The organism is Pseudarthrobacter sp. fls2-241-R2A-127, from assembly GCF_030209355.1.
Classification (GTDB): Bacteria; Actinomycetota; Actinomycetes; order Actinomycetales; family Micrococcaceae; genus Arthrobacter.
Genome location: NZ_JARVSF010000027.1, coordinates 122,543 through 148,835, shown reverse-complemented (window position 1 = coordinate 148,835; position 26,293 = coordinate 122,543). Strand labels below are relative to the sequence as shown.

At 60.9% G+C, this 26,293-nt stretch carries 28 protein-coding genes; 23 read left to right on the top strand and 5 right to left on the bottom strand.

Going from position 1 to position 26,293, the window contains the following annotated elements; genetic code table 11:
- Positions 1–40: 40 nt before the first annotated feature.
- Together glmM and QRN53_RS16915 are read right to left on the bottom strand one after the other, a co-directional pair.
- Entirely contained in the window at positions 41–1,402 is a 1,362-nt protein-coding gene (gene glmM / locus QRN53_RS16920; protein ID WP_285244972.1) for a phosphoglucosamine mutase, read from the bottom strand.
- Between the two features lie 65 nt (positions 1,403–1,467).
- On the bottom strand, positions 1,468–2,604 hold the full coding sequence (locus QRN53_RS16915) for an acyltransferase family protein (RefSeq protein WP_285244971.1): 1,137 nt from the start codon (positions 2,602–2,604) through the stop codon (positions 1,468–1,470).
- Between the two features lie 158 nt (positions 2,605–2,762).
- Here QRN53_RS16915 and QRN53_RS16910 point away from each other — a divergent pair, with 158 nt between their 5' ends.
- From QRN53_RS16910 to QRN53_RS16900, 3 genes are all read left to right on the top strand, one after another.
- Complete coding sequence (locus tag QRN53_RS16910; RefSeq protein WP_285244970.1) at positions 2,763–4,001, top strand: bifunctional glycosyltransferase family 2/GtrA family protein; 1,239 nt, start codon at positions 2,763–2,765, stop codon at positions 3,999–4,001.
- A complete protein-coding gene (locus QRN53_RS16905) occupies positions 3,998–5,884 on the top strand; it encodes a glycosyltransferase family 39 protein (RefSeq protein ID WP_285244969.1) in 1,887 nt (628 codons plus the stop codon). The genes QRN53_RS16910 and QRN53_RS16905 overlap by 4 nt, the downstream gene beginning before the upstream one ends.
- 61 nt (positions 5,885–5,945) lie before the next feature.
- Positions 5,946–7,775, top strand: a complete 1,830-nt coding sequence (locus tag QRN53_RS16900; protein WP_350224182.1) for an ArnT family glycosyltransferase — start codon at positions 5,946–5,948, stop codon at positions 7,773–7,775.
- Positions 7,776–7,910: 135 nt separating this feature from the next.
- Here the strand turns inward: QRN53_RS16900 and rpsI are convergent, their stop codons facing one another.
- Positions 7,911–8,414 (bottom strand): 30S ribosomal protein S9, encoded by a 504-nt coding sequence (gene rpsI / locus QRN53_RS16895; protein WP_175316342.1) that lies wholly within the window; start codon positions 8,412–8,414, stop codon positions 7,911–7,913.
- Between the two features lie 38 nt (positions 8,415–8,452).
- Positions 8,453–8,896, bottom strand: a complete 444-nt coding sequence (rplM, locus tag QRN53_RS16890) for a 50S ribosomal protein L13 (protein ID WP_015937805.1) — start codon at positions 8,894–8,896, stop codon at positions 8,453–8,455.
- Between the two features lie 293 nt (positions 8,897–9,189).
- Here rplM and QRN53_RS16885 point away from each other — a divergent pair, with 293 nt between their 5' ends.
- From QRN53_RS16885 to QRN53_RS16790, 20 genes are all read left to right on the top strand, one after another.
- Complete coding sequence (locus tag QRN53_RS16885) at positions 9,190–9,855, top strand: prepilin peptidase (RefSeq protein WP_285244968.1); 666 nt, start codon at positions 9,190–9,192, stop codon at positions 9,853–9,855.
- 278 nt (positions 9,856–10,133) lie between these two features.
- Positions 10,134–10,334 carry a Flp family type IVb pilin gene (locus QRN53_RS16880; RefSeq protein ID WP_109044378.1) on the top strand — a complete coding sequence of 67 codons (201 nt, stop codon included), beginning with the start codon at positions 10,134–10,136 and terminating at the stop codon, positions 10,332–10,334.
- Positions 10,335–10,488: 154 nt separating this feature from the next.
- Entirely contained in the window at positions 10,489–10,689 is a 201-nt protein-coding gene (locus QRN53_RS16875) for a Flp family type IVb pilin (RefSeq protein WP_285244967.1), read from the top strand.
- A 32-nt stretch (positions 10,690–10,721) separates the two neighbouring features.
- The gene (locus QRN53_RS16870; RefSeq protein WP_285244966.1) at positions 10,722–11,150 is read left to right on the top strand and encodes a TadE family protein; all 429 of its coding nucleotides are present in this window, start codon (positions 10,722–10,724) and stop codon (positions 11,148–11,150) included.
- Complete coding sequence (locus QRN53_RS16865) at positions 11,147–12,154, top strand: pilus assembly protein TadG-related protein (RefSeq protein ID WP_285244965.1); 1,008 nt, start codon at positions 11,147–11,149, stop codon at positions 12,152–12,154. Before QRN53_RS16870 ends, QRN53_RS16865 begins: the two co-directional genes overlap by 4 nt.
- Before the next feature lie 250 nt (positions 12,155–12,404).
- Positions 12,405–12,956 (top strand): RcpC/CpaB family pilus assembly protein, encoded by a 552-nt coding sequence (locus QRN53_RS16860; RefSeq protein ID WP_285244964.1) that lies wholly within the window; start codon positions 12,405–12,407, stop codon positions 12,954–12,956.
- Positions 12,953–14,158 (top strand): CpaE/TadZ family protein, encoded by a 1,206-nt coding sequence (locus QRN53_RS16855; protein ID WP_285244963.1) that lies wholly within the window; start codon positions 12,953–12,955, stop codon positions 14,156–14,158. The genes QRN53_RS16860 and QRN53_RS16855 overlap by 4 nt, the downstream gene beginning before the upstream one ends.
- Positions 14,155–15,636: a TadA family conjugal transfer-associated ATPase gene (locus tag QRN53_RS16850; protein WP_285244962.1), complete on the top strand. Its 1,482-nt coding sequence runs from the start codon at positions 14,155–14,157 to the stop codon at positions 15,634–15,636. Before QRN53_RS16855 ends, QRN53_RS16850 begins: the two co-directional genes overlap by 4 nt.
- Positions 15,637–15,638: 2 nt before the next feature.
- On the top strand, positions 15,639–16,589 hold the full coding sequence (locus QRN53_RS16845; protein WP_285244961.1) for a type II secretion system F family protein: 951 nt from the start codon (positions 15,639–15,641) through the stop codon (positions 16,587–16,589).
- A 10-nt stretch (positions 16,590–16,599) separates the two neighbouring features.
- Entirely contained in the window at positions 16,600–17,475 is an 876-nt protein-coding gene (locus QRN53_RS16840; RefSeq protein WP_285244960.1) for a type II secretion system F family protein, read from the top strand.
- Positions 17,476–17,538: 63 nt separating this feature from the next.
- Positions 17,539–17,700 (top strand): Flp family type IVb pilin, encoded by a 162-nt coding sequence (locus tag QRN53_RS16835; RefSeq protein WP_285244959.1) that lies wholly within the window; start codon positions 17,539–17,541, stop codon positions 17,698–17,700.
- A gap of 261 nt (positions 17,701–17,961) precedes the next feature.
- A complete protein-coding gene (locus QRN53_RS16830) occupies positions 17,962–18,168 on the top strand; it encodes a Flp family type IVb pilin (RefSeq protein ID WP_285244958.1) in 207 nt (68 codons plus the stop codon).
- 82 nt (positions 18,169–18,250) lie between these two features.
- Positions 18,251–18,625, top strand: a complete 375-nt coding sequence (locus tag QRN53_RS16825) for a TadE/TadG family type IV pilus assembly protein (protein WP_285245002.1) — start codon at positions 18,251–18,253, stop codon at positions 18,623–18,625.
- On the top strand, positions 18,613–19,590 hold the full coding sequence (locus tag QRN53_RS16820; protein WP_285244957.1) for a TadE/TadG family type IV pilus assembly protein: 978 nt from the start codon (positions 18,613–18,615) through the stop codon (positions 19,588–19,590). The genes QRN53_RS16825 and QRN53_RS16820 overlap by 13 nt, the downstream gene beginning before the upstream one ends.
- 35 nt (positions 19,591–19,625) lie before the next feature.
- Positions 19,626–20,375, top strand: a complete 750-nt coding sequence (gene cpaB, locus QRN53_RS16815; protein WP_285244956.1) for a Flp pilus assembly protein CpaB — start codon at positions 19,626–19,628, stop codon at positions 20,373–20,375.
- Positions 20,372–21,565 (top strand): CpaE/TadZ family protein, encoded by a 1,194-nt coding sequence (locus QRN53_RS16810; RefSeq protein ID WP_285244955.1) that lies wholly within the window; start codon positions 20,372–20,374, stop codon positions 21,563–21,565. Before cpaB ends, QRN53_RS16810 begins: the two co-directional genes overlap by 4 nt.
- Entirely contained in the window at positions 21,565–23,067 is a 1,503-nt protein-coding gene (locus QRN53_RS16805; protein WP_285244954.1) for a TadA family conjugal transfer-associated ATPase, read from the top strand. The genes QRN53_RS16810 and QRN53_RS16805 overlap by 1 nt, the downstream gene beginning before the upstream one ends.
- Positions 23,064–23,996 carry a type II secretion system F family protein gene (locus tag QRN53_RS16800; RefSeq protein ID WP_285244953.1) on the top strand — a complete coding sequence of 311 codons (933 nt, stop codon included), beginning with the start codon at positions 23,064–23,066 and terminating at the stop codon, positions 23,994–23,996. The genes QRN53_RS16805 and QRN53_RS16800 overlap by 4 nt, the downstream gene beginning before the upstream one ends.
- A 7-nt stretch (positions 23,997–24,003) precedes the next feature.
- Complete coding sequence (locus QRN53_RS16795) at positions 24,004–24,891, top strand: type II secretion system F family protein (RefSeq protein WP_285244952.1); 888 nt, start codon at positions 24,004–24,006, stop codon at positions 24,889–24,891.
- A 216-nt stretch (positions 24,892–25,107) separates the two neighbouring features.
- Positions 25,108–25,461 carry an Hpt domain-containing protein gene (locus QRN53_RS16790; protein WP_285244951.1) on the top strand — a complete coding sequence of 118 codons (354 nt, stop codon included), beginning with the start codon at positions 25,108–25,110 and terminating at the stop codon, positions 25,459–25,461.
- A gap of 8 nt (positions 25,462–25,469) precedes the next feature.
- Here QRN53_RS16790 and QRN53_RS16785 read toward each other — a convergent pair whose 3' ends face one another.
- The gene (locus tag QRN53_RS16785) at positions 25,470–26,255 is read right to left on the bottom strand and encodes a response regulator transcription factor (RefSeq protein WP_285244950.1); all 786 of its coding nucleotides are present in this window, start codon (positions 26,253–26,255) and stop codon (positions 25,470–25,472) included.
- Positions 26,256–26,293: the final 38 nt, after the last annotated feature.

The window sequence follows — 26,293 nt, the reverse complement described above, 5'->3', positions numbered from 1 at the left end:
CGCTTCCTTTGCAGGTGGCGGGCCACATTTCTTTTCACTTCTAGCTTGAGGTCAGCTCCAGTGCGAGCTCTGCCCGGACCACTTGGGCCAGGTGCTCGGCGATTGATTGGGCGGTTTCCTCGTCGGCGGCTTCCACCATCACCCGGACCACAGGCTCAGTTCCCGAGGGCCGGAGGAGGACACGGCCGGTGTCACCCAGCGCTGCCTCCGCTGCCCCCACGGCCTGGGCCAGCACGTCATTGCTGCCCACTTTGCTCCGGTCCACGCCCTTGACGTTGATGAGGACCTGCGGGAGCTTGGTCATCACAGTGGCCAGTTCCTTGAGCGGCTTCCCCGTGAGGGCCACCTGTGCAGCCAACTGCAGACCGGTTAGGAGTCCATCGCCGGTGGTGGCGTGGTCGGAGAAGATCACGTGGCCCGATTGTTCGCCGCCGAGGTTGTACCCGCCGTCGCGCATGCCTTCGAGGACGTAGCGGTCCCCCACTGCAGTTTCCATGATGGTGATGCCTGCGTCGCGGAGGGCGAGCTTGAGTCCCAGGTTGCTCATCACGGTGGCTACCAGCACGTCGTCTTTAAGCTTCCCTGCCTTCTTGAGGGCCACGGCGAGGATAGCCATGATCTGGTCGCCGTCCACCTCGTTGCCTTCGTGGTCAACGGCCAGGCAGCGGTCGGCGTCGCCGTCGTGGGCGATCCCCAGGTCGGCGCCATGCTTGATGACGGCCTCCTTGAGGGGGCCAAGGTGCGTGGAGCCCACGCCGTCGTTGATGTTCAGCCCGTCGGGATCGGCGCCGATGACGATGAGGCGGGCGCCCGCGTCCTTGAAGAGCTGGGGTGAGCAGCCGCTGGCGGCACCGTTGGCGCAGTCCAGGACTACTGTGAGGCCGTCCAGTCGGTGCGGCAGCGTGCGCAGGAGGTGGACGATGTAGCGGTCCTCGGCGTCGGCGAAACGCTGGATGCGGCCCACGTCCGCCCCCGTGGGCCGGACGGCTTCCTTGCTCATCTGGGCTTCAATGGCGTCCTCGACGTCGTCCGGCAGCTTCTGGCCGCCGCGGGCGAAGAACTTGATGCCGTTGTCCGGCGCCGGGTTGTGGGACGCGGAAATCATCACGCCGAAGTCCGCGTCCAGGTCTGCCACAAGGTAGGCCGCCGCGGGAGTGGGCAGCACACCGGCGTCATAGACGTCGATGCCGGAGCTGGAGAGGCCGGCTTCCACTGCGGCGGCGATAAATTCGCCGCTGGCGCGCGGGTCACGTGCCAGCACCGCGCGTGGGCGGGAGCCGTTGGAGTTGCGGTCATGGCCGAGCACGACGGCGGCCGCCTGGGCCAGCTGCAGGGCCAGCTCAGCTGTCAGCAAGCCGTTGGCCAACCCCCGAACACCATCAGTTCCAAATAATCTAGACACCGGTCAAGTGTAGAGGATGGGGCGTGGGGCTTTGCGGCCAGGCTTTTCCAAGAGCTGCGATCTGACTACGGCCGGGCCGTCAAGAGTTGCGGCGATCGGCGAATCTTGGTGTCCACGAAACGGCCGACGTATCCAGCAACCCGAAGGGCTGGCCGTTCGGCAAACCGAAAGAATATTTCAGTCGCAGCCAAGGAGGGCGGTATGGCAATGGCGGTAAGGAGCACCGGGTTCGTGACATGGGAGACGAACCCGATCGATACAACGATCGGCTCGTGGACGAGATACAAGCTGAAGGATCTGCTGCCAAGCCATAGCAGAATTCGGTGGTTACCTGCTTTGGCTATTGGAGGGCAGGCAATGAACGCGAACACCAATAGTGCGCCACCGATGCAAGCCATGCATATCACCGTGGAAAGTTGCGGAAACAGCCACCGCGACGAGAGCAGCAGCAATGAGGAAGCAATGAGACCAATCCATTTGACTCGACTCAGAGCGCGTCCGAATTGTTCCAGTGAGTCCCTCCGCACTGCGAGGAGTACACCGATGCCAAACATGGACATGTAAACGATCGCCGGCAGATACATGACCGTTCCCACAGCGATCAACGAAAAAAGCGTGAGAAGGCACGGCAGCCAAGCGTTTCGAATCCGAAGCGCCAAAACCACATAAATCGGGAGCGTTAAGGAGAACAACACTTCCCACTGCAGCGACCAAAGCGGTGAATTGAGAGAGTCTGCGCCACCAATAAGGACACCGTCCGCAAACACGTTCGGAGACTCATCGTGGATGAGCAGCCATGCACTAAAGTCCGGACTCCCCGTACGCGGGACGATCCACACCATAAGCAACGCAATGGCCAAAGACGCCCAGACGGGAAGGTAGATCCGGAAAAATCGCTTCGCATAGTAAGCCAGCCACGTTGGCTGTGATCCTCCCGCGGAGGGGAGCGTGAGAACGAAGCCGGAAAGAATGAAGAATACATAAACTGCCTCGGTGCCCGCCCAAAGCAAATGCAGGGGCGTGAAAGTAATCCACCACACCCACGGTTCAACTTGTCCCGCGTCTACACCGGACACGGCAAGGGAGAGGCTCGGGGAGACCAGGAAGCAATGGTGAATGACCACGACTGCGGCGGCCAGCCCCCTTAGCCCGTCAAGTGCGCCGTAGCGGGTTGACCCGCGATTCGCCTTTTCATCCCCCATGCGCTCCGACAGTAGTGATGCGGCGGTCGGAGGTCCCCAGTAGTCACTACCTGCTTCAAAGTACGTCGGGCCAGGTACACTACTCGATTCCATTGTCCGGTACGTGTCTTTGCCAAAAGGCCTCGCGGCCGGCGCTGGCCAGCCCTAATCTCTGATGCATGACACCTAGCTATGGGGGCTTGGCGCTCGAAATTGTAGTACCGGTTTTCAATGAGGAAGCCGTACTCGAACACAGCATCTCAAGACTCTCCGAATATCTCTCACAGGAAATGCCGTCGACATGGAAGATAACCATTGCCGACAATGCGAGCACCGACAGGACTCCGGTGATTGCTGCCCGACTCAGCGAGCAGCTGCCCAATGTCGAGTATCGCCGCCTCGAGGTCAAAGGGCGTGGGTTCGCGCTTCGCGATGCTTGGAGCGCTTCGGAGGCAAAGGTCTTGGCCTACTTGGACGTGGACCTGTCTACGGATCTCGCCGCACTGCCGCCGCTTGTGGCCCCACTGCTGTCCGGGCATTCGGACATTTCCATCGGTACGAGACTGGGCCAGAGCTCACGCGTTAGCCGGGGCCCGAAGCGTGAATTCATCTCCCGCTCCTATAACTTTCTTCTACGACGCACGATGCAGGTCCGGTTCTCCGATGCACAGTGTGGATTCAAAGCGATACGGGCCGACGTCGCCAAGCGATTGCTTCCGCACGTGGAGGACAATGGCTGGTTCTTCGATACTGAATTGTTGATCATCGCTGAACGCTCAGGGCTGCGGATCCACGAAATTCCGGTTGATTGGATTGATGACCCCGACAGCCGGGTCAACATTAAACAAACGGCCCTGGACGATCTTCGCGGGATGGTTCGCGTGGCTGGCTCCCTGGTCAAAGGTTCGATTCCCGTCCAGGCAATCTATGCGGAACTCGGCCGCGGGCCCATAGTCCCACCGGGCCGGCCCAGCTTTTTCGGCCAGGTCGTCCGTTTTGGGCTCGTGGGCGTTATTTCAACGATCGCATTCGCGTTGTTGTATCTGGTTCTCCAAGGACCGTTCGGCGCACAGCCGGCCAATTTCCTCGCCCTTCTGCTGACGGCCGTTGGAAACACTGCCGCTAACAGGCGGTTCACTTTTGGCATTAGCGGTCCGACGAAACTGTTTACCCAACAATTCCAGGGCCTGGTCGTCTTTCTCCTGGCTTGGGCTATAACGTCCTCGACACTCATGGTCCTGCACATGGTGAATCTCGACTCGGCTCCAAGCACCGAACTCCTGGTACTGACCGCCGCCAACGTTCTCGCCACCTTGCTGCGGTTCGTGCTTCTTCGACTCTGGGTGTTTAGGGTTCGCCGGAGTGACGGACGTCCGACCTTTCTCACCTACCGACCTGTTGGACAGTCAGTCCGTTGAGCGTCAAAGAGGCAAACCAGGTCCTTGCCCCCGCTGGCCCGATTGCCCGGTACAACGCAAGGTGGGAACACATCGCCTTGGTGGGGCTCCTGGCAGCAACCGCCGCGTCGTTCCTGTGGGCTCTGGACCGCAATGGATGGGCCAATCCTTACTATTCCGCGGCAGCCCTGGCCGGGTCCCAAGACTGGAAGGCCTTCTTCTTCGGCTCCCTCGATTCGGGGAACCTCATCACTGTCGACAAGCCGCCGCTCAGCATCTGGATCATGGCGTTGTCGGTTCGCCTTTTCGGCCTCAATTCCTGGTCTCTTCTAGTTCCGCAAGCCCTGATGGGCATCGCCACAACATGGCTTATCTACAAGATCATCCGCCGAAACCATTCGGCCGCGCCGGCGCTGCTGGGCGGCTTCATTTATGCGACCACCCCGGTCGTCGTACTTATGTCCCGGTACAACAATCCAGAACCCCTCATGGGCTTGCTGACAGTCGCCGCCACGTATTTTGTCATCCGCGCTGTCGAAAGCAACCGCTGGACATGGTTTCTTCTGGCAGGTACCACTCTGGGGTTTGGATTCATGGCGAAGCAAATCCAAGCCTTCATGCCAATTCCAGCATTTGTCCTGGCGATTGTTCTCTGTGGCACGGGGACAATCGGATCACGGATGTGGCGGCTCACGGGTTCGCTCGGTGCGCTCATGGTCAGCGGCGGCTGGTGGCTCATCTTGGTCGACATCATCCCTGCGGGAAGCAGGCCGTATATCGGGGGTTCTGCTGCAAACAGCATGCTCGAACTAACTATCGACTACAACGGACTGGCAAGATTCCTGCGTTTCAGCACCAATCCTGCGACGGGCGCAGCCCCGACCTCGGAAGACCTCTCAGTAAGTTCCTACGACGGCGGTCTCAGCCGGCTGTTCAACGCAAACTTTGCCCCGGAGGGGGCATGGCTACTGTTTACTGCTCTGACGTGTGCGCTCGCCTTGGTGATGTTGTGGCGACGGCCGGGCCACGTTTCGAAGTCAAAGACCGGGCTAATGACGATCTCTGTAACCTGGCTCGCGACCGCCTACGTGGTTTTGAGCTTCATGGGAACTATGACACATACGTACTACGTATTTTCGCTTGCCGCCCCGATAGCGTTGGTCGTCCCGATGGGCGTCGCCCTGTTGTGGACACTCCGTGGCCGTCTAATCCCACGTGCGCTGGGAGTTGTCATGTTGTTGGGAACAGGCTACGTTGCGACTCGGATTTTTGAGTACAGTGACGGCTGGGGCAGCTGGCCAGTCATCGCAATTTCGATAACGCTTCTGGCGGCGGCAGGATGGCTTTTGGCTGCATCCAGGAATCAGCTCCGAATCACGCAGGTACTCATCGTGATTGTGTTGACATTGGGGCCCGTGGCAACTGACACGATCACTCTTTCCACATCCCATTTTGGGACAAACCCCTTGTCCGGGCCTGTGAGCAACAATCCCGGAACACTCTCAGCGCACCTTGACGCCGCACGCCGGGGAGATCCGCCTCTTGCCCGACAACTCGGATTCGGTGCAGAACCATCGCCGGAGGTGACCGAGCTTCTGCAAAACGCCAGGGAGTCTGAATGGGCCGCGGCCACCTACACAGCCCAGAACGCAGCGCAATATCAGTTGTCGTCGCAGCGCCCGGTTATCGCCTTAGGTGGTTGGCTCGGCACCGACCCCGCTCCCACCCTTGACCAGTTCAAATCCTTGGTGTCGAGTAAGCGCATCGCCTATTTCATCGGGCAGCAAACCATCGTTGACGGTATCCCACTCGGCCGGGACGCCGCCGCCATCACGGAGTGGGTTCAGTCGAACTTCAAGGGGGAGAACGTTGACGGCGTCACTATCTACAACCTTCGGGGCTGACTATAAAGCGTCGGCCACACGGTTTCTTCGTGCTCTGGTCAGGGGGCGGCCCCAAGATCCAGTGTGGGAGAGGCCCGCCTTGCTGATCGTTTTGGTCCTGAACAGCATTCTTTACTTCTGGAACCTGGGGATCAACGGTTGGGCTAACTATTTCTACAGCGCAGCAGTACAGTCGGGTACGAAGAGCGTGGCTTCCGCATTTTTTGGCTCCTCGGACTGGGGTAATTCCATTACCGTGGACAAGCCGCCACTTAGTCTGTGGGTCATGGAGATTTCCACGAACGTGCTCGGATTTACTCCTATAGGAATTTTGGCGCCTCAGGCAATTATGGGCATTGCATCAACATTGCTAATTTACGTTATCGTTCGTAAAAATTTCCCCGCAATATCGGCACTTTTTGCTGCCGCCGTATTCTTCACGACGCCAATTGTGACCCTAATGTCTCGGTATAACAACCCGGACCCCCTTATGCTTCTCCTGATGCTTGTATCGGTGTACGCCGTGCAGCATGCGATTGAATCCAACCGACTGAGATATCTCATTCTCACCGGGATAGCAGTGGGCTTGGCGTTCATGACCAAACAGCTTCAAGGGCTCCTCGTGCTGCCAAGCGTCAGCGTTGCCTATCTGTTCTGGGGCAACTCGACCTGGTACAGGCGATTGAAGAATGCCGCCATTTCAGGCGCCGTAATGCTCTTTACCGGCGGCTTGTGGATGACGGTGGTAGACCTGATACCTGCTGACATGCGGCCTTACGTGGGAGGCTCACATTCCAACAGCGTATTGGAGTTGACCTTGGCCTACAACGGGTTGGACCGGATAGTTGGGACCGAGGATGCTTCAGTCGCAAACCTGATACCGGAACAGTTCAGGCAGGTGGATTCGGACGCAGGGCTTACGCGGCTCCTTAATGCGAACTATGGCCAGGAAATCGGGTGGATGCTCCCCGCTGCGATCATCGGCATACCATTGATAGTTCTCGGGTGGCGGTTGCTGCCACCCAAACGTGGGGCAAGAGCGCTGGCCTTCATGGCCGTGACGTGGTTCCTTGGTACTTATCTGGTCCTGAGCTTTATGGGAAACCAGATCCACACCTATTACACGGAGGCGCTCTCCGCGCCGCTGGCCCTTACCCTCGGGGTTGCCAGCGCAATCTACGTGCAGCACCACCGGCTGCTAGTTGTCAGAGTGGTAGCAGCGGTCGTCATTTTGGCTACCGCGGTGTGCACTTGGCTCATCCTGAGCAGCGTGGTTGGCTGGCCGGAGTGGCTCGTCAACGCGATAATGCTTCTAGGGGCTCTGGGGGCAGCGTTGGCGGTTGTGCGGCCCCCGGTCCGCTGGCTTGAGGTGGGCGCGGCTAGCGTAGCCGTTGCCACCATGCTGGCGGGTCCCCTCCTCACATCGACTCTCAATACAACACTCCCGCAGAACGGTTCCAACCCCGTTTCCGGACAGCTGTCCAAGAGCCGGGCCAGTATCAACCGCTTTCTGGATGATATGAAGCATGGAGACCCCGAGTGGGCGTACGACGTTGCTTTTGGCCAAATGCCAAACACTGCAATTCTCGACAAACTAACAGCGTCAAAAGCGTGTCTTTGGGCGGCTGCGACCACAGCCTCACAGACAGCCGCACGACTCCAACTTGAGGCTGGGCGGCCAGTCATGCCGCTAGGTGGATTTGCGGGATCCGACCCGTCACCCACCCTTCAGGCCTTCAAGGACCAGGTCGAGAACGGGAAGATTTGTTACTTCCTGCCCCAAGACGAGTTCCTGGCAACACAGTCTAAGACCAGCACTGTTAGTGGAATTTCTGACTGGGTGAAAGGGCATTTCGAGCTCGAGATGGCAGGTGGCCAAGCCATCTACGACCTATCAAGACGGATCGAGTGAGCACAAGGGACAGAACCACTACAGTCACTCCGTTAATAGCTATCGGATGTTTATCCGACGAATTCTCAGTGAGTATGCCCGGCACGCAAAAGCCCGCCCCGCTGAACAGCGGGACGGGCTTCTGTGCAAGCGGGTTTAGCGCTTGGAGTACTGCTGAGCCTTACGGGCCTTCTTGAGACCGGCCTTCTTACGCTCGATGACACGGGCGTCGCGGGACAGGTAACCGGCCTTCTTCAGGGTCGGACGGTTGTTCTCGACGTCGATCTCGTTCAGCGAACGGGCGATGCCGAGGCGCAGGGCGCCGGCCTGGCCGGAGATGCCGCCACCGTGGATGCGGGCGATGACGTCGTAGGCGCCTTCCAGATCAAGGATCTTGAAGGGCTCGTTGACGTCCTGCTGGTGGAGCTTGTTGGGGAAGTAGTTCGCCAGCTCGCGGCCGTTGATGGTCCACTTGCCGGAGCCGGGCACAACGCGGACGCGTGCAACAGCTTCCTTACGGCGGCCAACGGCTGCGCCGGCAACGGTCAGGGCCGGGCGTTCCTTCTTGGGAGCAGCTTCAGCAGCTGAGCTCTCAGAGGTGTAGCTGGTCAGGTTTTCCTCGGCCTCGACGGCCTCGGTGGTCTCTTCGTTCTGAGCCACGATTCTCCTTGTATAGATAAGTTGTTTGGTGGCCAGGACTACTGGGCGACCTGGGTGATTTCGAAAGTCTTGGGCTGCTGGGCGGCGTGCGGGTGCTCAGCACCGCGGTACACCTTCAGCTTGCCCAGCTGCTGTGCAGCGAGGGAGTTCTTGGGGAGCATGCCCTTGATGGCCTTCTCAACGGCGCGGACCGGGTTGCTTTCCAGCAGTTCCGCGTAGTTGACGGAGGTCAGGCCGCCCGGGTAACCGGAGTGGCGGTATGCGCGCTTCTGCTCCAGCTTGGCGCCGGTAAGGGCAACCTTTTCAGCGTTGATGATGATGACGAAGTCGCCCATGTCCATGTGGGACGCGAAAGTGGCCTTGTGCTTGCCGCGCAGCAGGATTGCGGTCTGGCTTGCAAGACGACCAAGGACAACGTCGGTGGCGTCAATGACGTGCCACTGGCGGTTGATATCGCCGGGCTTCGGGGTGTACGTACGCACGGTGTTTGCCTCGTTCTTGTTCTGGCGTTCTTGTTTAGGTGTCGCTAGCTCGCGCACCTACTGTCTGCGCGCTACCGGAACAGAGGTGAGGGCTCCATGTAACCAGTCATCCTGAGGTTCCGAATGTGCTCGTTGAGTAGTTATCCTGCAACCGGATTCTCAAGCGGGCACGCACCATCGGAATAGGACACGCACAACGACTACCAAGATTAGCGCGTCAGGTGGTTCAGGGTCAAAATGGGGTAGCCGGAGGCCGTTTGTCATGCGCCGGCCGGACAGACGCAGGGGGCAAAGTGGTATCAGCATTCGGCGGCGGCCACGCCGCTTGGCTTACAATCGCCGCCATGGGCCTCCTGGGGTGCTTACTCTCCCCTGCGGCTGAGATCCTCATTGCCCGGCTCCTGCCGCGACTGGGAGGCCTTCCGTCGCCGCGCATTCGGATGACGACGGCGGCCGTCACCGGCGCCGCCTGCGTCGCGTTCGCCGTGCGCTTTAGTAATTCGGCGTCCCTGCCGGCATTGGTACTCCTTGCCGTGGTTGGCGTTCAGCTTGCGAGGGTGGACATTGCCTTGCATTTATTGCCCAACCAGCTCGTGTTCATTCTGCTAATCACCGGCATTCTCTTATTGGCAGCACCTTTGATAATTAGTCAGCAGGCTGATGACTTTGTCCGCGCACTCGCTGGTGCCGTCATACTGTTCGCCATTTACCTCATTTTGGCGCTAATTTCTCCCGGTGGCATCGGCATGGGCGATGTTAAGCTGGCGGCGCCCGTCGGCCTTTACTTGGGGTACTTGGGTTGGAGCCAATTGCTTTACGGCGGCCTCTTGGGTTTCATCGTCAACGGCGTCACCACGGCTGTGCTCGTGGGCGGAAAACGCCGGAATGTCGCCAAGGAAGTGCCACACGGCCCCGCCATGCTAGGCGCCCTTGCCCTCACTGCACTGCTCATTCAATAGCTGGAAAAACCCTCATCCAGCGCCTCGCACACGTCACCAAGTGTAACCATCCAAGTAGTCGGACGAACCTCCGGATCGCATCCTAGGTACCTTTCCGAATATTCGAGTACGTACCCCAAGGCTGCCCCGGAAAAGACGAGTACCACTACGCATTGTTGCCCTCCCGCCGAAATGACAATCTCTTCTTAGCGAAGTCCAGCCGCTAAGGATTTATGGGGGCAGCTGGAAATTCGTTGAAATACAAATCACTTCAATTTCACCGAATTAAGGACAATACAATGACTTCTCTCATGGTCTCGATGATGGCATTCGTTGCCGGCGTCAAGGATCGTTTCTCCTCGGAAAAGGGCGCGACCGCAACTGAGTACTCGCTGCTTGTGGCCTTCATCGCCCTTCTCATCATCGTCGGCGTTACCGCCTTCGGCGGTGCCCTTAACACCTGGTTCTCCAGCCTGGGATCCCGGGTAGGCACCTGGTAAGTCGCAGCCCCTCGAGTGCGCCGCGTCCTTGCCGTCCAGCAGGCGCGGCGCACTTCGTGGCAGCGATGAACCTGTTCAAGCTGCCAGTCAGCGATCGCTTGGGGCGATCAGCCGGCGCATCAGCGACCGTGCCAACAAGAAATTAGGGACAAAAATGACTTCATTCATGGTCTCCGTGCTCGCCTTAGTCGTGGGCTGCAAGGAGCGCATCTCCTCGGAAAAGGGTGCAACCGCGACAGAGTACTCGCTCCTCGTGGCGTTCATTGCACTCCTCATCATCATCGGTGTCACTGCTTTCGGCACGGCGCTGAACACCTGGTTCTCCAGCCTGGGCTCGACAGTCGGCACCTGGTAGCCACCCCAATTTTCGGATGTGCCGCATCCGTTGTGGCACATCCGAAATCGCAAACAATCTCGGGGGATCCGTTGAAGAAGATCCGCAAAGAAAGCACGGAACACAAGAGCCGTGGTGCCGTGGCTGTGGAGTTCGCACTGGTGGCTCCCATCCTTCTGTCCGTCGTCGTAGGCATCGTCGAATTCGCAAATGCCTATAACGCCCAGATCTCAGTGACACAGGCCGCCCGCGAGGCCGCCAGGACCATGGCAGTCAAGAACAGTCAAACGGATGCGAAGGCCGCAGCAGTCGCCGGCGCTCCAGGCATCCCAGGCCCGTTCAGCTATACGTTCTCGCCGCCGGCATGCACACCGGACACCACGATGAAGGTCACGATTACCTACAGCGCGCCAACGATGACAGGCCTGTTTGGACCGTCAGTCGGATTGACCGGAGTAGGAGCCATGCGATGCGGCGGATGAATCTGAATCGCGAAGCTGCTGAGAGGGGTGCCGCCGGCGTCCTTGTTGCTGTGATGATGCTGGTGCTGTTAGGTGCTGGCGCCCTCGCTGTGGACACAGGCCAGATATACGCGGAACGAGCCCAGCTGCAAAATGCCGCAGATGCAGGGGCTCTAGCTGCGGTGGACCTCTGCGCAGCCTCAGGCTGCTCCCAAGCCAGCGCTGTTGCCCTCGCCTCGTCCCTGGCCGATAGCAATTCCCTGGACTCAAAGTCGACAGTTCAGTCAGTTGATCTTTCAGTCGCGGGACAGGTCTCCGTGACCACCTCTACCAAGGATGGCACCACAAACGCCGGCTTCCTTACCAAGATGTTCGCCAGCGCCCTCAACGCTCCACCTGTGACGGTAGGCGCTACCGCAACGGCGAAATGGAAGTACCCCACTAAAGGTATTTCCATCCTTCCACTGACCTTCGCCACCTGCGAATTCACAGACGATGGCCTGCCCCACAAGATCCTCACTCAAGGTGGCGGCGGAGGCGCCCAGGATTGCAATGGTCTTAATCCATCGAATCAGATCATTCCGGGTGGGTTCGCCTGGCTGGCGCCCGACAGCAGCACGGGCTGCAAGGTTACCGCCGAAGTTGGGCAGTGGAGTATGACGAGCGCCGGAGCTGCAGTTCCGAACGGCTGCATCGACCTGTTCAATCCGGCCCTGAATCCTTCTCTCGCCAATTCCACCGTGGCCCTTCCCGTCTATAAATACACCTGCGCAGGAATGCCCGCAGCCCAATTCGGCTCATGCAACGGCTCGAGCGTTCAGTACTACATCGAAAAGTGGGCCGGGTTCAAGCTCCAAGCATGGAACTTTACTGGTCAGGCCAAATATGACCCAACCAACGTTTTCACCGGGAGCCAGAAGGGCCTTTACGGCACGTTCGTCGGATACTCCGCCGACCCCAATCTCTTTACCGGAGGTTCCATCACACCCAATGGCAACGTCATCGTCATCGGGCTGACCAAGTAAAGCAACAACTAAGGGGAAGAAAGTGAAAGCACGCCTACTGGGAGGCATCGCCGCGCTAGTCATCGCGATAACCGGCACAGTCCTTCTTATTACATACGTACAGAGCGCGGATGCCCGTGCCATGGCCGGAACTGAGACATCAGAAGTATTTGTGGTTCAGTCCGCCGTTCCAGCGGGGACAGCCGTCAGCGATTTGGGTGGATCGGTCGCTAAGAAGGCACTCCCCAAGTCAACGCTCACCGCTGACAGCGTGACCGATCTGAGCTCCCTTGGGTCGAAGGTCACGGCCGTTGCGCTGGTTCCCGGGGAACAACTGCTGTCGAGCCGCCTGGTTGAGAAGGAATCGTTCCTTGGACCGTCGCGAGTCGCCGTCCCTGATGGAATGCAGGAGATCTCCCTCAAGCTCCCCATCGAACGCGTTGTTGGCGGAAAGATCTCAGCCGGCGACACCGTGGGCATCTTCATCTCCCTCACCGATTCATCCACGAACGCGGCAGGACAGACGGCGACGCAGTCCGCAGGCACCCAGTTGACGTTCCACAAAGTACTTGTCACCGCCACCCAGTTGAGTAACGGCAGCCCGGCCCAGCAGTCTTCGACCCAAAAGTCGGACGGATCCCTCAGCTCCGGGAGCAACGCACAAAGCGACGGGACCTACTTGATCACAGTGGCCAGGAACTCAGTTGACGCCGAACGCCTGGTTTACGCAGCAGAATTCGGCAAGATCTACATGTCGAAAGAGCCAACCGGGGCTACGGAAGGCACCGCGGGTGTTGTGGACAAGACGAAGGTATTCCGATGAGCCGTTTTGTCTTGATCACGCCAAACGCAGAATTCGAGCGCAAAGTTCGTCTGGCTACTGCAGCTATGCCGGGAACCCTTCAATACTTCCAGGCTGACTATCTTCCTCAGGGTCCCGAAGAAGTTTTGACGCAGCTCCTCGGTGAGGCTCCTGAAGTCTTTATCCTGGGACCCGGGCTCCCGGCTGACGAGACACTAAAGTTCGCCGCTGTGATGGATCTGCAGTATCCGGAGATCAGCATGATCCTGGTGACCGACGAATCTTCCGAAGTGGCTATCCAGGCCATGCGGGCCGGCATCCGGGATCTCCTGGATCCGGCCGCGGAAGTGGACCACATCCGCATCATCGTCGAGCGGGCAAGCCTTTCCTCAGCCGGTCGGCGGCGCGGACTGTCCCCCAGCAGCTCCGAGCATCATGAGCACGCGGCGGGGGGTCGAATTATCGCCGTCATCTCCCCTAAGGGAGGGGTAGGTAAGACCACCGTGGCTACGAATCTTGCCGTCGGGCTGGGAAAGATCGCCCCAATGGGCGTGGTCATCGTGGACCTGGATCTGCAGTTTGGAGACGTCGCCAGCGGTCTGATGCTCGAACCAGACCACACCATCACGGACGCCGTTGTCGGTGCCGCGAGCCAGGACTCCATGGTTCTCAAGACGTATTTGACCGTTCACCCTGCCGGCATCTATGCCTTGTGTGCCCCAAAGAATCCGGTGGAAATGGACCGGATCACGGGAGAAAACGTTAGCCACCTGCTTACACAGCTGCGGCAGGAGTTCCAGTACGTCGTCGTGGATACGGCGCCGGGCCTCGGTGAACATGTGTTGGCAACGCTTGACCTGGCTTCGGACGCTGTTTGGATCTGCGGCATGGATGTTCCGAGCATCCGGGGCCTTCGTTCCGGAAACCAGATTCTCTCGGAACTGAACCTCTTGCCTGAAGTCCGGCACGTAGTGCTCAACATGGCAGACCGCCGCAGCGGCCTGACGCTCCAGGATGTTGAAGCCACCATCGGGGCCCCGGTAGACGTGGTGCTCCCCCGCTCGCGGACCCTTCCGTTCTCAACCAACAAGGGGATTCCGCTCCTGCAGGACGGCAGCCGGGATCCCGCGCAAAAGGGTCTTCGGCAACTGGTGAAGCGGTTTGAACCCAATTGGGAAGCAAGACCCCACAAGAAGTTGCACAGAAGGGCGGTAGTCCAGTGAACCTCTCACGCAGGCTTGAAAAGGCACGCGGCACCGAGCCGAGCTTGGCAGTCGTCGAAGAAAAGCATGATCCGTTTGTGCTGGCCAAGGACGTTGCTGAACCAGCCACGTTGGGCCGCATCCATGACGTCAAGACCGCCGAAACAGCGCAAGCGGCCGAAGTCATCGAGCTGAGCCCCACTGCGGCTGCGGCGAGCGGGGCTTTGAGCGCACTCAAGGAGCGCGCCAGTGCGGCCCTCTACGAGCGGCTTGGTGCCCGCATCACTGATTCTTCCCTCGAAGAGAGCGAGCTCCACCAATTCGTCAAGGACGAGCTGAAGGTCGTCGTCGACGAGGAACAAGTCCCTCTGAGTTCGTCCGAGCGCCAACGTCTTATCCGCGAAATTATTGATGACGTTCTTGGCCATGGTCCGATCCAGCGATTCTTGGACGATCCGTCCGTCACGGAAGTGATGGTCAACCGTTTCGACCAGGTTTATGTGGAACGGGCCGGCAAGTTGATGTTGACGGACACCAAGTTCGCCTCCGACGACGCCCTGAGGAGGGTGATCGAGCGTATCGTTTCGAAGGTTGGTCGCCGCATCGATGAGTCCTCTCCTCTCGTGGATGCACGTCTCGCAGATGGATCGCGCGTTAATGCCATAATCCCCCCGCTTGCTGTCAACGGCCCCGCGCTGACGATCCGAAAGTTCGGCGGTGACGCCCTGACTGTCCAGAAGCTCATTGCCTTCGGCAGCCTCTCCCCCGAGATGGCCGAATTGCTTCAAGCGTGCGTCCTGGCCAGAATGAACATCATCGTTTCCGGCGGCACAGGAACCGGCAAGACGACGCTTCTCAATGCGTTGTCTTCCTTCATTCCCCCATCGGACCGCATCGTCACGATTGAGGACGCGGTGGAACTCCAGCTCCAGCAGGACCACGTGGTGAGGCTGGAAAGCCGGCCGGCGAACATTGAAGGAAAAGGCGAGATTGCCATTCGCGACCTCGTGCGAAACTCGCTCCGCATGCGGCCCGATCGCATAGTGGTCGGCGAAGTGCGCGGCGGCGAATGCCTTGACATGCTGCAAGCCATGAACACCGGCCACGACGGCTCGCTCTCCACAGTCCACGCCAATTCGCCCCGCGATGCCATAGCCCGCCTTGAGACGCTGGTATTGATGGCCGGGATGGATCTTCCACTCCGAGCAGTCCGGGAGCAGGTCGCCTCTGCTGTGAACCTCATTGTTCACATCTCAAGGCTGCGTGACGGAACCCGGCGCGTAACGCACATCACCGAAGTGCAGGGTATGGAGGGCGATATCGTCACCCTTCAGGATGCGTTCATCTTTGATTTTGCTGCGGGAGTTGACGCGAACGGAAGGTTCCTCGGCAAGCCGGTGCCAACCGGCGTTCGGCCACGGTTCACCGACCGGTTCGCCGACCTTGGCATCCGGGTTTCACCGCACATCTTCGGCGCTGAAATGGGCAGAGGTAGATAGCCATGACGCCTTCCGTTCCAGTCGCCCTCTTCATGACGGGCCTGTTTCTGGTCTACACGTCACTCGCCCTGCTGTTCGTATTCGTCTGGAAGGGACGTCCGGGCGTCCCTCTGTCCAGGCGACGCCCGGAGATTGCCCAGCAATCCTCAAGCCTCACCCGACTGACGAATCAGGCCGTGGGCGCCTTGAACCGTGGCCTCAAGAAACGCCCCACGTCGATCTTCAACCGCGAGAAGCTGGAGCAGGCGGGTCTCAACAAGGAGCCCGGGGATTATCTCCTGATTGCCGGAACGGTCACCCTGGTGACAACCGTTGCGGCGTTCCTCCTCGGCGGCCTGGGCATGAGCGTCCTTGCTTTCCTGGCTACGCCGTTTCTCCTCTACTTGGGGCTCAACTTCCTCATTGCCCGGCGTCGAAAGGCTTTCGACGCCCAGGTTCCCGACACACTGCAAATGTTCTCCGGCGGTCTTCGGGCCGGGCATAGCCTCCTGAGGGCCATCGACGCAGCCGCGCAGGAAAATGATGGACCGATGGCTGCAGAGCTCACCCGAATTGTCAACGAAACCAGGATCGGCCGCGACCTGGGTGAATCGATGGCGGACGTGTCCCGCAGGACTGCGAGCGAGGACTTCTACTGGATAGCACAAGCGATTGAGATCCACCGTGAAGTTGGTGGCGACCTGGCGGAAGTCCTGGACCATGTGGGTGAGACTATCCGCGACCGGAACCAGGTTAAAGGACAGGTCAGAGCCCTCAGCGCTGAAGGGCGGATCTCGGCACTTGTCCTCATGGCCCTTCCGATCCTGATGTTCATCGGCCTTGTGCTCTTCAACCCAACGTACTCCCGCGTTTTCACCACCACATTCATCGGATTCGCGATGTTGGGCGCCGCGATCATCCTCCTATCAGTTGGCGGCCTCTGGCTCAGCCGCATCATCAAACCGAAGTATTAGGAGCGACGACATGCAACCCATCGCATTAGCAGCAATATTGGCCATCGTCGTTCCGATTTCGGGCATGGTTTGGTTGTCCTTCACAGGCGACCGGACCGGTTTGCGGCGCATCAAAGCCAACCTGGGCGGCCGTTCCGCACAAGCGTCGCAGTCGCTCAACATCACCCAGCAATTCTCGAATCTGTCCAAGCGGATAACACCTCGCGGTTACGAGGCCTGGCTTGACAAGCAATTGTCGGGCGCGGGACGGCCAAAGCAATGGCCGCTCTCCCGGATCCTCATGGTCAAGCCCATGCTCGCCTTCGGCGGCGCACTCCTGGGACTTCTGGTCTTCATGGGTTCACCCTCGGCGGGGAGGTTCTTTATTGCTTTTGTGATTGTCGCGCTGGCATACTTCCTGCCCGACATCCTTCTCCGGAACTTTGCCCAAAAGCGCAGGGAAGCAATCAGGTTGGAGCTTCCCAATGCCTTGGACCAGATGCTGATTTCGGTACAAGCCGGGCTCGGATTTGAAACCGCCATGGGGCGTGCCGGAGAGAATGGCAGAGGCCCACTAGCCGATGAACTTATCCGGACTCTTCAAGACATTCAGGTGGGGCGCTCACGCAAGGAGGCGTACCTGGCTCTCTCGGAACGAGTTGATGTTCCCGCAGTGCGGACGTTCGTCCGGGCCGTGGTCCAGGCCGATACCTACGGCATTGCCATTGCCGGCGTGTTGAAGGCACAGGCAAAGGACATGCGCATCAAACGCCGGCAGCTGGCCGAAGAGCACGCGATGAAGATGCCGGTGAAGATGCTCTTCCCGCTGATTTTCTTCATCCTCCCGACGCTGTTCATCATTTTGCTCGGGCCCGCAGTTCTTCAGATCATGGCCGTCTTTTCCTAGGAGTTGGACGAGTTGAACCGGATCTATGATGCTCTGAGCCGGCAAGCGGCAACGCTGCGTGCCTTGATAACAGACCAACGCGGAGCGACGGCCACCGAGTACGGGATATTGGTCGCCTTCCTTGCCATGGCCCTGGTTATCGGAGTCACCGTTTTTGGGCAGGCCCTGAACCTCCACTACCAGAACCTGGCGACGACGTTGAGCTCGGCTCTGGGAATCCCCTGATCCCACCACCCAAACAGCGCTGCCGCGCCCATAGACCGGACCCCCTCGGCACCCAGAACCGAGGGGGTCCGTTTTGTGTTGCTGTACCCCTGGAGTCCCACCGCCCACCCACCATAAGCCCAGCAAAAACGCAGGACGCGCACAACATATAAAAGCTTTGCGCAGGATGTTGCAAGATCGCATCAATGTCGTATCAAGCGTTGCTAACTTCGATTCAGTGCTGGTGCAGGGCCAGCCGATCCGTCTCGCTCAGGAGTCAAAATGCTTTCTCTCTACACCAACCTCGTGATCCGCCTTCGCAGCGAAGAGAAGGGCGCGACTGCCGTCGAATACGGCATCATGGTCGCCCTGATCGCCGTCGTCATCATCGTCGCCGTCAGCACCCTTGGTGGTCAGCTCCAGACAATGTTTACGACTGTCACGAGTGACATTGCTCACCCCGCAACCACCGCAGTTCCTTCGCCGTAAAAGCTGCACACCGGGCGCCCAAGCCGTCAAAGAGACAGCGTTGATCGGCAGTACGGAAACAATTCGAAAGGAGGTGCAGCAGGTGAAAGGCGACTCGGAACGCGGCGCGGCCGCTGTCGAATTCGCGATCCTGCTGCCCCTCCTTTTGATGTTGGTCCTGGGCACCATCGAATTCGGCCGGGCCTACAACGCTCAGATCACCTTGACCAATGCAGCGCGCGACGGCGTGCGCGTTATGGCCATCAATAATAATCCGTCGGCAGCCGCAACTGCAGTTCAGAGCGCAGCCGCATCGGTCAGCTCAACAATTCCCTCATCCGCGGTCACCGTAAGCCCAACCACGTGCAGCACAGGCACTCAGGTAACAGTGACCGTCAAATACACACTCTCCACGATCACCGGAATCGCAGGGCCATTTGCCATGACAGGCAAGGGAGTCATGCTGTGCGGCGGCTAACGGATAAGCCGACCGCCACAACCACGAGCGGCGAAAATGGGGCTGTCAGCGTCATCGTCGCCATACTCCTGGTCACACTTCTTGGCTTTGTGGCCGTCTCCGTCGACGTAGGTTTGATCTACTCCGAACGCGCGCAACTGCAAAGCGGCGCAGATGCATCCGCACTAGCCATAGCGCAGAAGTGTGGCGTCGACACAACCGATCCGGCGTGCTCGACGATGTCAGCGCTGGCGGCCAGCCTGGCAAACCAGAATGCACTGGACGGGAAAAGTAACGTTTACTCCGTTCAGCTCGACAAGGCAGCGCGAACTGTGAGTGTGGTGACATCGGCAAAACAAGATGGCGCACCGCAGGACTCGGTCTCCCTCTCCTTCGCACGTGTGCTGGGGATCAACAGCGAGAAGGTAATGGCAACGTCTTCTGCCACATGGGGAACCCCAACTAAGGGACCCGTCATCCTGCCGCTCGCGATCGCTTACTGCAAACTTGATCTTCTCGCAGGATCGACGGCGGGAACTGAACAGGTCTTAGCGCAGTCCGTCAATGGATGCGGAGGTATCCCAGGGGGTTTTGGCTGGATTCAAACCACCTCAGCGAAGTGTGCCATTACTGCAACTGCAGGGGCATCCAACGACGCGGGGATCTGGTTCTCCAGCGACACGGGAGCAAGCGTCCCCTACAACTGTAGCCAGTCCGACTTCAATCAAATGAACAACCAAACGGTACTCCTGCCCCTATATGACCTGGCTACAGGCACGGGCTCGAGCGGTAAGTACTACGTCAAGGGTTTCGCGGCCTTCCACGTTACGGGTTACCAGTTCGCAAGCGTCGGTTGGACTGCAGGGGCGAAAGTGGCCAACAAAACCATCCGCGGCTACTTCGTGAAATTCGTTTCCCTCGCCCAAGGCTTTGAACTGGGAAACGCTCCGGATTTCGGTGCATCCGTTGCCCGGCTGACCCTCTAATCCATCACCTGACCAACACACCCACGGAGTCCAACGTGAAGTCTCGCATGCTCGCCGGAACGGCCGCCGTCGCCCTGGCGCTTGTGGGAGCCTTGCTCATCATCGTCTACGCGAACGGCGCCGATGCTCGGGCGATTGCCACTACTAGCCCCAAAAAGGTGCTGGTGGTCGAAAAAGCCATCCCCGCGGGAACGTCGGTCAATGACATGACAGCCTCGCTCGTCATCCAGGACGTGCCGGCTGCAGGTGTCGCACCAACTGCCCTGACGTCCCTGGACAGCAAAGCCGGTACCGTCGCCGCTGTCGACCTGATCCCCGGCGAGCAGCTTCTGGCGGAACGTCTGGTTGACCCCGCTGATGTCAAGTCCAGCGGCGCCGTCAAAGTGCCTGCCGGCATGCAGGAAGTGACCTTCGAGCTGGAACCCAAGATGGTTGTGGGCGGCCGTCTCGAGGCCGGGGACCATGTTGCGATTGGCTTCAGTTTCGGGGGTGGAGCTGATAAGTCCAAGCCGGCCGAACCCACCACACAGCTTTCCCTTCGCAAAGTCCTCGTCACGGCAGTCCAGCGTGCAGCGCAACCAAGTGCAAAGCCTTCGGATGGCACCAACCCCCAGGACACCACTCTCCCCCAGGGTTCCTTCATGGTGACCGTGGCGGTTAGTGACGTGGACGCAAGCAAGATCATCTATACCAACCTCAACGGAAGCCTCTGGCTCACCAAGGAGCCCCTCGACGCCCAGGACAACGGCGGGTTCATCGCCAGGAAGGACACGGTGTACAAGTGAGCCGCTTCGTCCTCCTCTCCCCCAACGGCGACTTCGACCAGAAGCTGCGCGCCGCCGTCGTCAACGGCCTGCGCGGCACTGTCCAGACCATCGCGAGCGATATCCTCCCGGCCGGCCCGGCGGAACTCTTCGCGCTCCTCAACCAGGAGCAGCCGGAGGTGCTGATCATCGGCCCGGATGTCCCGTACGAGGAAGCACTCCGGTTCGCCAAGGTTTTTGATGTCCAGCTCCCCGGCCTCAGCCTGGTCCTGGTCAGCGACGTTGACCCCGCGGGCCTGCTGCATGCCATGCGCGCGGGCATCCGGGACATCCTCAGCCCCCAGGCGGACGCCGCCGAAATCCGTGTGCTGCTGGAGCGCGCCTGCCAGTCGTTCGCCACCCGGCACCGGGGCCCGGAGGCGCAACAGCCGGGGAACGCCAAGGGCCTGGTCATCGGCGTCTTCTCCCCCAAGGGCGGCGTCGGCAAAACCACCCTGGCCACCAACATCGCCATCGGCCTGGGACAGGTTGCACCCATGAGCGTGGTCATCGTGGACCTCGACCTGCAGTTCGGCGACGTCGCCTCCGGCCTGTACCTCAACCCCGAACACACCGTCACGGACGCCGTCACCCCGGCCGCCGCCCAGGACTCCCTGGTCCTGAAGGCCTTCCTCACGGTGCACCCGGCGGGCATCTACGCCCTGTGCGCCCCGCCCAACCCTGTGGACGCGGACCACATCACCCCGGACCAGGTCAGCCACCTGCTGGACCAGCTGGCCCAGGAATTCCAGTACGTGGTGCTGGACACCGCCCCCGGCATGCCGGAAATCGGGCTGGCCGCCATGGAAAAATGCACGGACGTGGTCTGGGTCAGCGCCATGGACATCCCCAGCCTGCGCGGCCTCCGCTCGGGCCTGGAAGTCCTCCGCCAACTGGACATCATGCCCGAATCCCGCCACGTGGTCCTGAACATGGCCGACGCCAAAGCAGGCCTTAACGTCCGGGACGTTGAATCCACCATCGGCGCGCCCGTGGACGTCAGCGTCCCCCGCTCCCGCGCCGTGGCACTGTCCACCAACCGCGGCATCCCCGTCCTCCAGGACTCCAGGAAGGACCCTGCCGTCAAAAGCCTCCGCCAACTGGTCCAGCGTTTCAACCCGGCCTGGCGCACCCAGGCGCAACGGAAGCTTCACCGAAGGGTGGTTATCTGATGAAACTCTCGGAACGCATCAACGCGGCCCAGGGCCGTCCCGCGGCACCGGCTGCCACCGCGCTGCTCGATCCTCCGCACCCCGCATCTGCGCCTGCCCAGGCCCCCGACGAGGGTACGGAGAAGCGCCCTCCCGCCCACGCCGCCGTCGTGCATTCAACGCACGACGCCGGCACCTCCTTCGTGCCCAAGGCACCTGGTGTGGATGTCTTCGCAGCCATGAAGGACAGGGCAGCCACCGCGCTGTTTGAGCGTATGGGCACGCGCTTCAATGACGCCGCCGTCACCGAACAGGAACTGCGGAGCACCGCCAAGGATGAGCTCACCCGCATCATCGATGCCGAGCAGGTTCCCCTCAGCCCGGAGGAACGCGCCCGCCTGGTCCGCGACGTGGCCGACGACGTGCTGGGGTACGGCCCCCTCCAACGCCTGCTGGACGATCCCGCCGTCACCGAAATCATGGTCAACCGGATGGACCAGATCTACGTCGAACGCATGGGCAAGCTGACACTTACCGAGTCACGCTTCAGCTCCGAGGAGCACCTCCGCAAAGTCATCGAACGGATCGTGTCCAAGGTGGGCCGCCGCATCGACGAGTCGTCCCCTCTGGTGGACGCGCGCCTGGAGGACGGCTCCCGTGTCAACGCCGTCATCCCGCCGCTGGCCGTGGGCGGCTCGTCGCTGACCATCCGAAAGTTCTCCAAGACCCCGCTGACGGTCCGCAACCTCATTGACTTCGGCACGCTCACCCCGGAAATGGCCGAGCTGCTCAACGCGTGCGTCAAAGCCAAGCTCAACATCATCGTCTCCGGGGGTACGGGCACAGGCAAAACCACCCTCCTCAACGTGCTGTCCTCCTTCCTCCCACACGACGAACGGATCGTCACCATAGAAGACGCCGTGGAACTGCAGATCCAGCAGGACCACGTGGTCCGGCTGGAAAGCCGGCCGCCCAACACCGAAGGCAAGGGCGAGGTGACCATCCGTGAGCTCCTCCGCAACTCGCTCCGTATGCGTCCGGACCGGATCGTGGTGGGCGAGGTCCGCGGCGGCGAATCGCTGGACATGCTCCAAGCCATGAACACCGGCCACGACGGCTCCCTCTCCACGGTGCACTCCAACTCCCCCCGCGACGCCGTGGCCCGCCTCGAAACCCTCGTCCTGATGGCCGGTATGGACCTTCCGCTGCGCGCCATCCGCGAGCAGATCGCCTCCGCCGTCAACCTGATCGTCCAAATCTCCCGGCTCCGCGACGGGTCCCGCCGCATCACCCACGTCACCGAGGTCCAAGGGATGGAAGGCGACATCGTCACCCTCCAGGACGCGTTCGTCTTCGACTACTCCGCGGGTGTGGACGCCCACGGCCGGTTCATGGGCAAGCCCGTAGCCACCGGCATCCGGCCCCGGTTCATCGACCGGTTCGAGGACCTGGGCATCCACGTCTCCCCCGGGGTGTTTGCCGGGCCGCTGTCCCCCGGCGCGAAGCAGGGGCAACACTCATGATCATGGGCATCGGAGCAGTCATCCTCCTGGCGGCCATCTGCCTGCTCGGCGTGGCCGTCCTCCTGCCTGGCGCCCCCGCGGTGCCCCTGGACCGCCGTCGTCCCTTTGAACCAGAGCCGCCGTCCTCCCTGACGCGCGTGGCCCTCTCCGGCGTCAAGTCCTTCGAACGGCTGCTCGCGGGCCGGAGCGTGAAGCTCTTCTCCCGGGCGACTCTCGAGAACGCGGGGCTGCGCCTCAGCCAGGCTGAGTTCTTCCTGCTCGTTGGGATCGGCGCCTGCGTGGGAATGCTGGTGGGCATTGTCACCGTGGGGCCATTGATGGGCCTGCTCCTCGCGCTTCTGGCGCCGTTCGCCGGCAAGGTTGTCCTCGGGTTCCTGGCCGGCAAGCGCCGTGCCGCATTCGACGGCCAGCTCGGCGACACCCTCCAGCTGCTCTCCGGTGGCCTGCGCGCCGGGCACAGCATCCTCCGCGCGATCGACGCCGCAGCCACGGAATCGCAGAAACCTACGTCGGAGGAGATGCGGCGCGTCATCACCGAAACCAGCCTGGGCCGTGACCTGCTGGCAGCCCTGAACGATACCGCCGAGCGGATGAAGAACGAGGACTTCGTGTGGATCTCGCAGGCCATCCAGATCAACCGCGAGGTAGGCGGCAACCTGGCCGAAGTGCTGGACCAGGTCAACGAAACCATCCGCGAGCGCGCGGAGATCAAAGGCCACATCAAGGCACTGGCCGCGGAGGGCAAGTTCTCCGCCTACATCCTGATCGCCATGCCGTTCGGCATCGTGGCCATGCTGCTGGCCGTCAGCCCCAACTATATGAATGCCATGTTCACACACCCCCTGGGCTGGGTGATGATCGGAGCCTCGTTCGTCCTGATGACCATCGGCGGGCTGTGGATGCGCAAGATTATCGACCTGAAGTTCTGAGGATGCCATGAACCTGATCATCGTGCTCTCGATCCTGCTGGTCTGCCTGCCCCTGGCCGCCCTGGCCTGGTCGGTCCTGACGGTGGACAAGCAGGGCCGCGTCGCCGCCGCCGAACTGCTTTCTCGCGGGGCGCCTGCCGTTGCCGCCACCCCTGCCGGGACAGGCCCGGGACTGCTGGAAGCGTTGGGCAGGCGCCTGACACCACCGGCCTATGTCGCCCTCCTTGACCGGCTCCTGGCCTTGGCCGGCCGGCCGGCATCCATGCCGTTGGGGAAGGTGATGGGGTCCAAGCTGGCTCTCGGCCTGGCCGGCGCAGCCATGGGCGGCTACCTGGCGGCAGTGGAAAGCAGCCCGCTGATGAAGCTGGCGGGGCTCTTCGTCATGGTTCTTGGCTACTTCATCCCGGACCTCCTGCTCTACAGCAAAGGCCAGGAACGGCAGAAGGCCATGCAGCTGGAGTTGGCCAACACCCTGGACCAGATGCTGATTTCGGTGGAAGCGGGGCTGGGCTTCGAAGGCGCCATGGCACGGGCCGGTGAGAACGGCAAAGGCCCCCTTGCCGAGGAGCTGGTCCGCACCCTGCAGGACATGCAGGTGGGGCGCAGCCGCCGGGAGTCCTACATCGCCCTGGCGGAGAGGACCAGCATCCCTGAACTGCGCAGCTTCGTGCAGGCCGTCGTCCAGGCCGATACTTACGGAATCGCCATCAGCCGGGTACTTCGCGTCCAGGCCAAGGTAATGCGCGTGAAGCGGCGCCAGCGGGCCGAGGAAAAGGCCATGAAGCTACCCGTCATGATCCTTTTCCCGCTCTTGTTCTTTATATTTCCGGTCCTCTTTATTGCCATCCTGGGACCTGCAGTCATCAATACGATAGCCACCTTTACCGGCCAGTAACGTTGCTCAGCATGGCGGCAAGGTTGCCTCAAGGTTTACACAGAATCATCCGAAACCGGTCACCGCAGGATTTCCAGGAAGTAGCCTTGGACAATGCACAATCCCGATCCCGGCACCAGCGGAAGCAGCCCCGTTCCGGGCTTCCCGCCGGCCGGTGTCGAGCCGCCATCCATTCCACCCGCCGGTGCGGCCCATTCACTAAAGGCGGCCGCTCTGTTGCCTTTGATTGATACAACCGTGCTGGATGAACTCGACGACGAACTCGCAGGGTCCGGGCTGGCCCGGCGCTTCGCCCGGGACTACGCCGCCATGTGGGACACGCGCCTTTCCCGGTTGGGAACAGCAGTGGACAGCCAGGACGAGGCCTCAGCCCTTGACGCGGTGATCAGCCTCAAAATCAGTTCCGCCATGGTGGGCGGTGTCCGGCTGGCCAAACTCGCCGAGGTCCTCGAAGCCCTGATCCGTCAAGGCGACTTCGTCCAGGGGCGCGCGATGATGGCCGGCGTTGCCCACGACGGCGCACGGACGGTGTCCGAGCTCCAGTCAACGTTCATCCTGGAACAGGGCTAGCTGTTCGGTCAGGCGTCGCCGGGCCGCCGGGGCGCCAGCCTGTAGCCCACCCCACGCACTGTCTGCAGCCAGCGCGGAGAAAGCTGGTCCTCGTTGAGCTTGCGCCGCAGGTTTCCCACATGGACTTCGACTGCGCGCTCGTCCGCTTCGCTGATGTACGTGTCGTGTTCATAGAACTCTCCGCGGACAGCCCGCACCAAATCCGCCCTGGTGCATACGGCGCCGCCGCCCTTCAGCAGCACATGGAGCAGGTCGAACTCGCTTCGGGTCAGCCCCAGCGGTTCCCCACTGACTTCCACGGTGCGGGTCCGGGGGTTCAAACGCAGACCGTTGTGCTGCAGGAGGCCGAACTCGCCCGGGCCGGGAACAGAAGCTGCGGCCTGGCCCCACGTTGCAGGTGACGGGCGCAGCCCGTCCGCCTCGTGGCGCGGCCTGCGCATCATTGCCGCCACCCGGGCACGGAGCTCCCTGGGCCTGAACGGCTTGGCAATGTAGTCATCAGCCCCTGTATTCAGCGCTGACAAGAGGTCCGGTTCCTCAGTCCTCCCCGTCAGCATCACCACATAGGCGTTGCTGAAGGTCCGGATCCGTCGCAACACCTCGAAACCGTCAATATCCGGCAGCCCGATATCGAGTGTCACGACGTTGGCCTGCTTGCTGCGGACCGCCTCTACCCCGGACCGCCCGTCATCAGCTGTATGCACTTCAAAGCCTGCCTGGGTCAAAACACCTTCAAGGAGGTTCCGCACATCGGCGTCATCTTCGATGACCACAGCTACACCAAGATCGTCCATTGCTATCCCTGCGCCAGGCGGAGATGGCCCCCCATTGG

Coding starts and splice junctions, on each gene's coding strand:
- QRN53_RS16845 (WP_285244961.1), top strand. CDS start 15,639: ATGACGCCTTCCGTTCCAGTCGCCCTCTTCATGACGGGCCTGTTTCTG.
- QRN53_RS16800 (WP_285244953.1), top strand. CDS start 23,064: ATGATCATGGGCATCGGAGCAGTCATCCTCCTGGCGGCCATCTGCCTG.
- QRN53_RS16855 (WP_285244963.1), top strand. CDS start 12,953: ATGAGCCGTTTTGTCTTGATCACGCCAAACGCAGAATTCGAGCGCAAA.
- QRN53_RS16830 (WP_285244958.1), top strand. CDS start 17,962: ATGCTTTCTCTCTACACCAACCTCGTGATCCGCCTTCGCAGCGAAGAG.
- QRN53_RS16785 (WP_285244950.1), bottom strand. CDS start 26,255: ATGGACGATCTTGGTGTAGCTGTGGTCATCGAAGATGACGCCGATGTG.
- QRN53_RS16795 (WP_285244952.1), top strand. CDS start 24,004: ATGAACCTGATCATCGTGCTCTCGATCCTGCTGGTCTGCCTGCCCCTG.
- QRN53_RS16880 (WP_109044378.1), top strand. CDS start 10,134: ATGACTTCTCTCATGGTCTCGATGATGGCATTCGTTGCCGGCGTCAAG.
- QRN53_RS16805 (WP_285244954.1), top strand. CDS start 21,565: ATGAAACTCTCGGAACGCATCAACGCGGCCCAGGGCCGTCCCGCGGCA.
- QRN53_RS16910 (WP_285244970.1), top strand. CDS start 2,763: ATGACACCTAGCTATGGGGGCTTGGCGCTCGAAATTGTAGTACCGGTT.
- QRN53_RS16915 (WP_285244971.1), bottom strand. CDS start 2,604: ATGGGGGATGAAAAGGCGAATCGCGGGTCAACCCGCTACGGCGCACTT.
- QRN53_RS16865 (WP_285244965.1), top strand. CDS start 11,147: ATGAATCTGAATCGCGAAGCTGCTGAGAGGGGTGCCGCCGGCGTCCTT.
- QRN53_RS16875 (WP_285244967.1), top strand. CDS start 10,489: ATGACTTCATTCATGGTCTCCGTGCTCGCCTTAGTCGTGGGCTGCAAG.
- QRN53_RS16840 (WP_285244960.1), top strand. CDS start 16,600: ATGCAACCCATCGCATTAGCAGCAATATTGGCCATCGTCGTTCCGATT.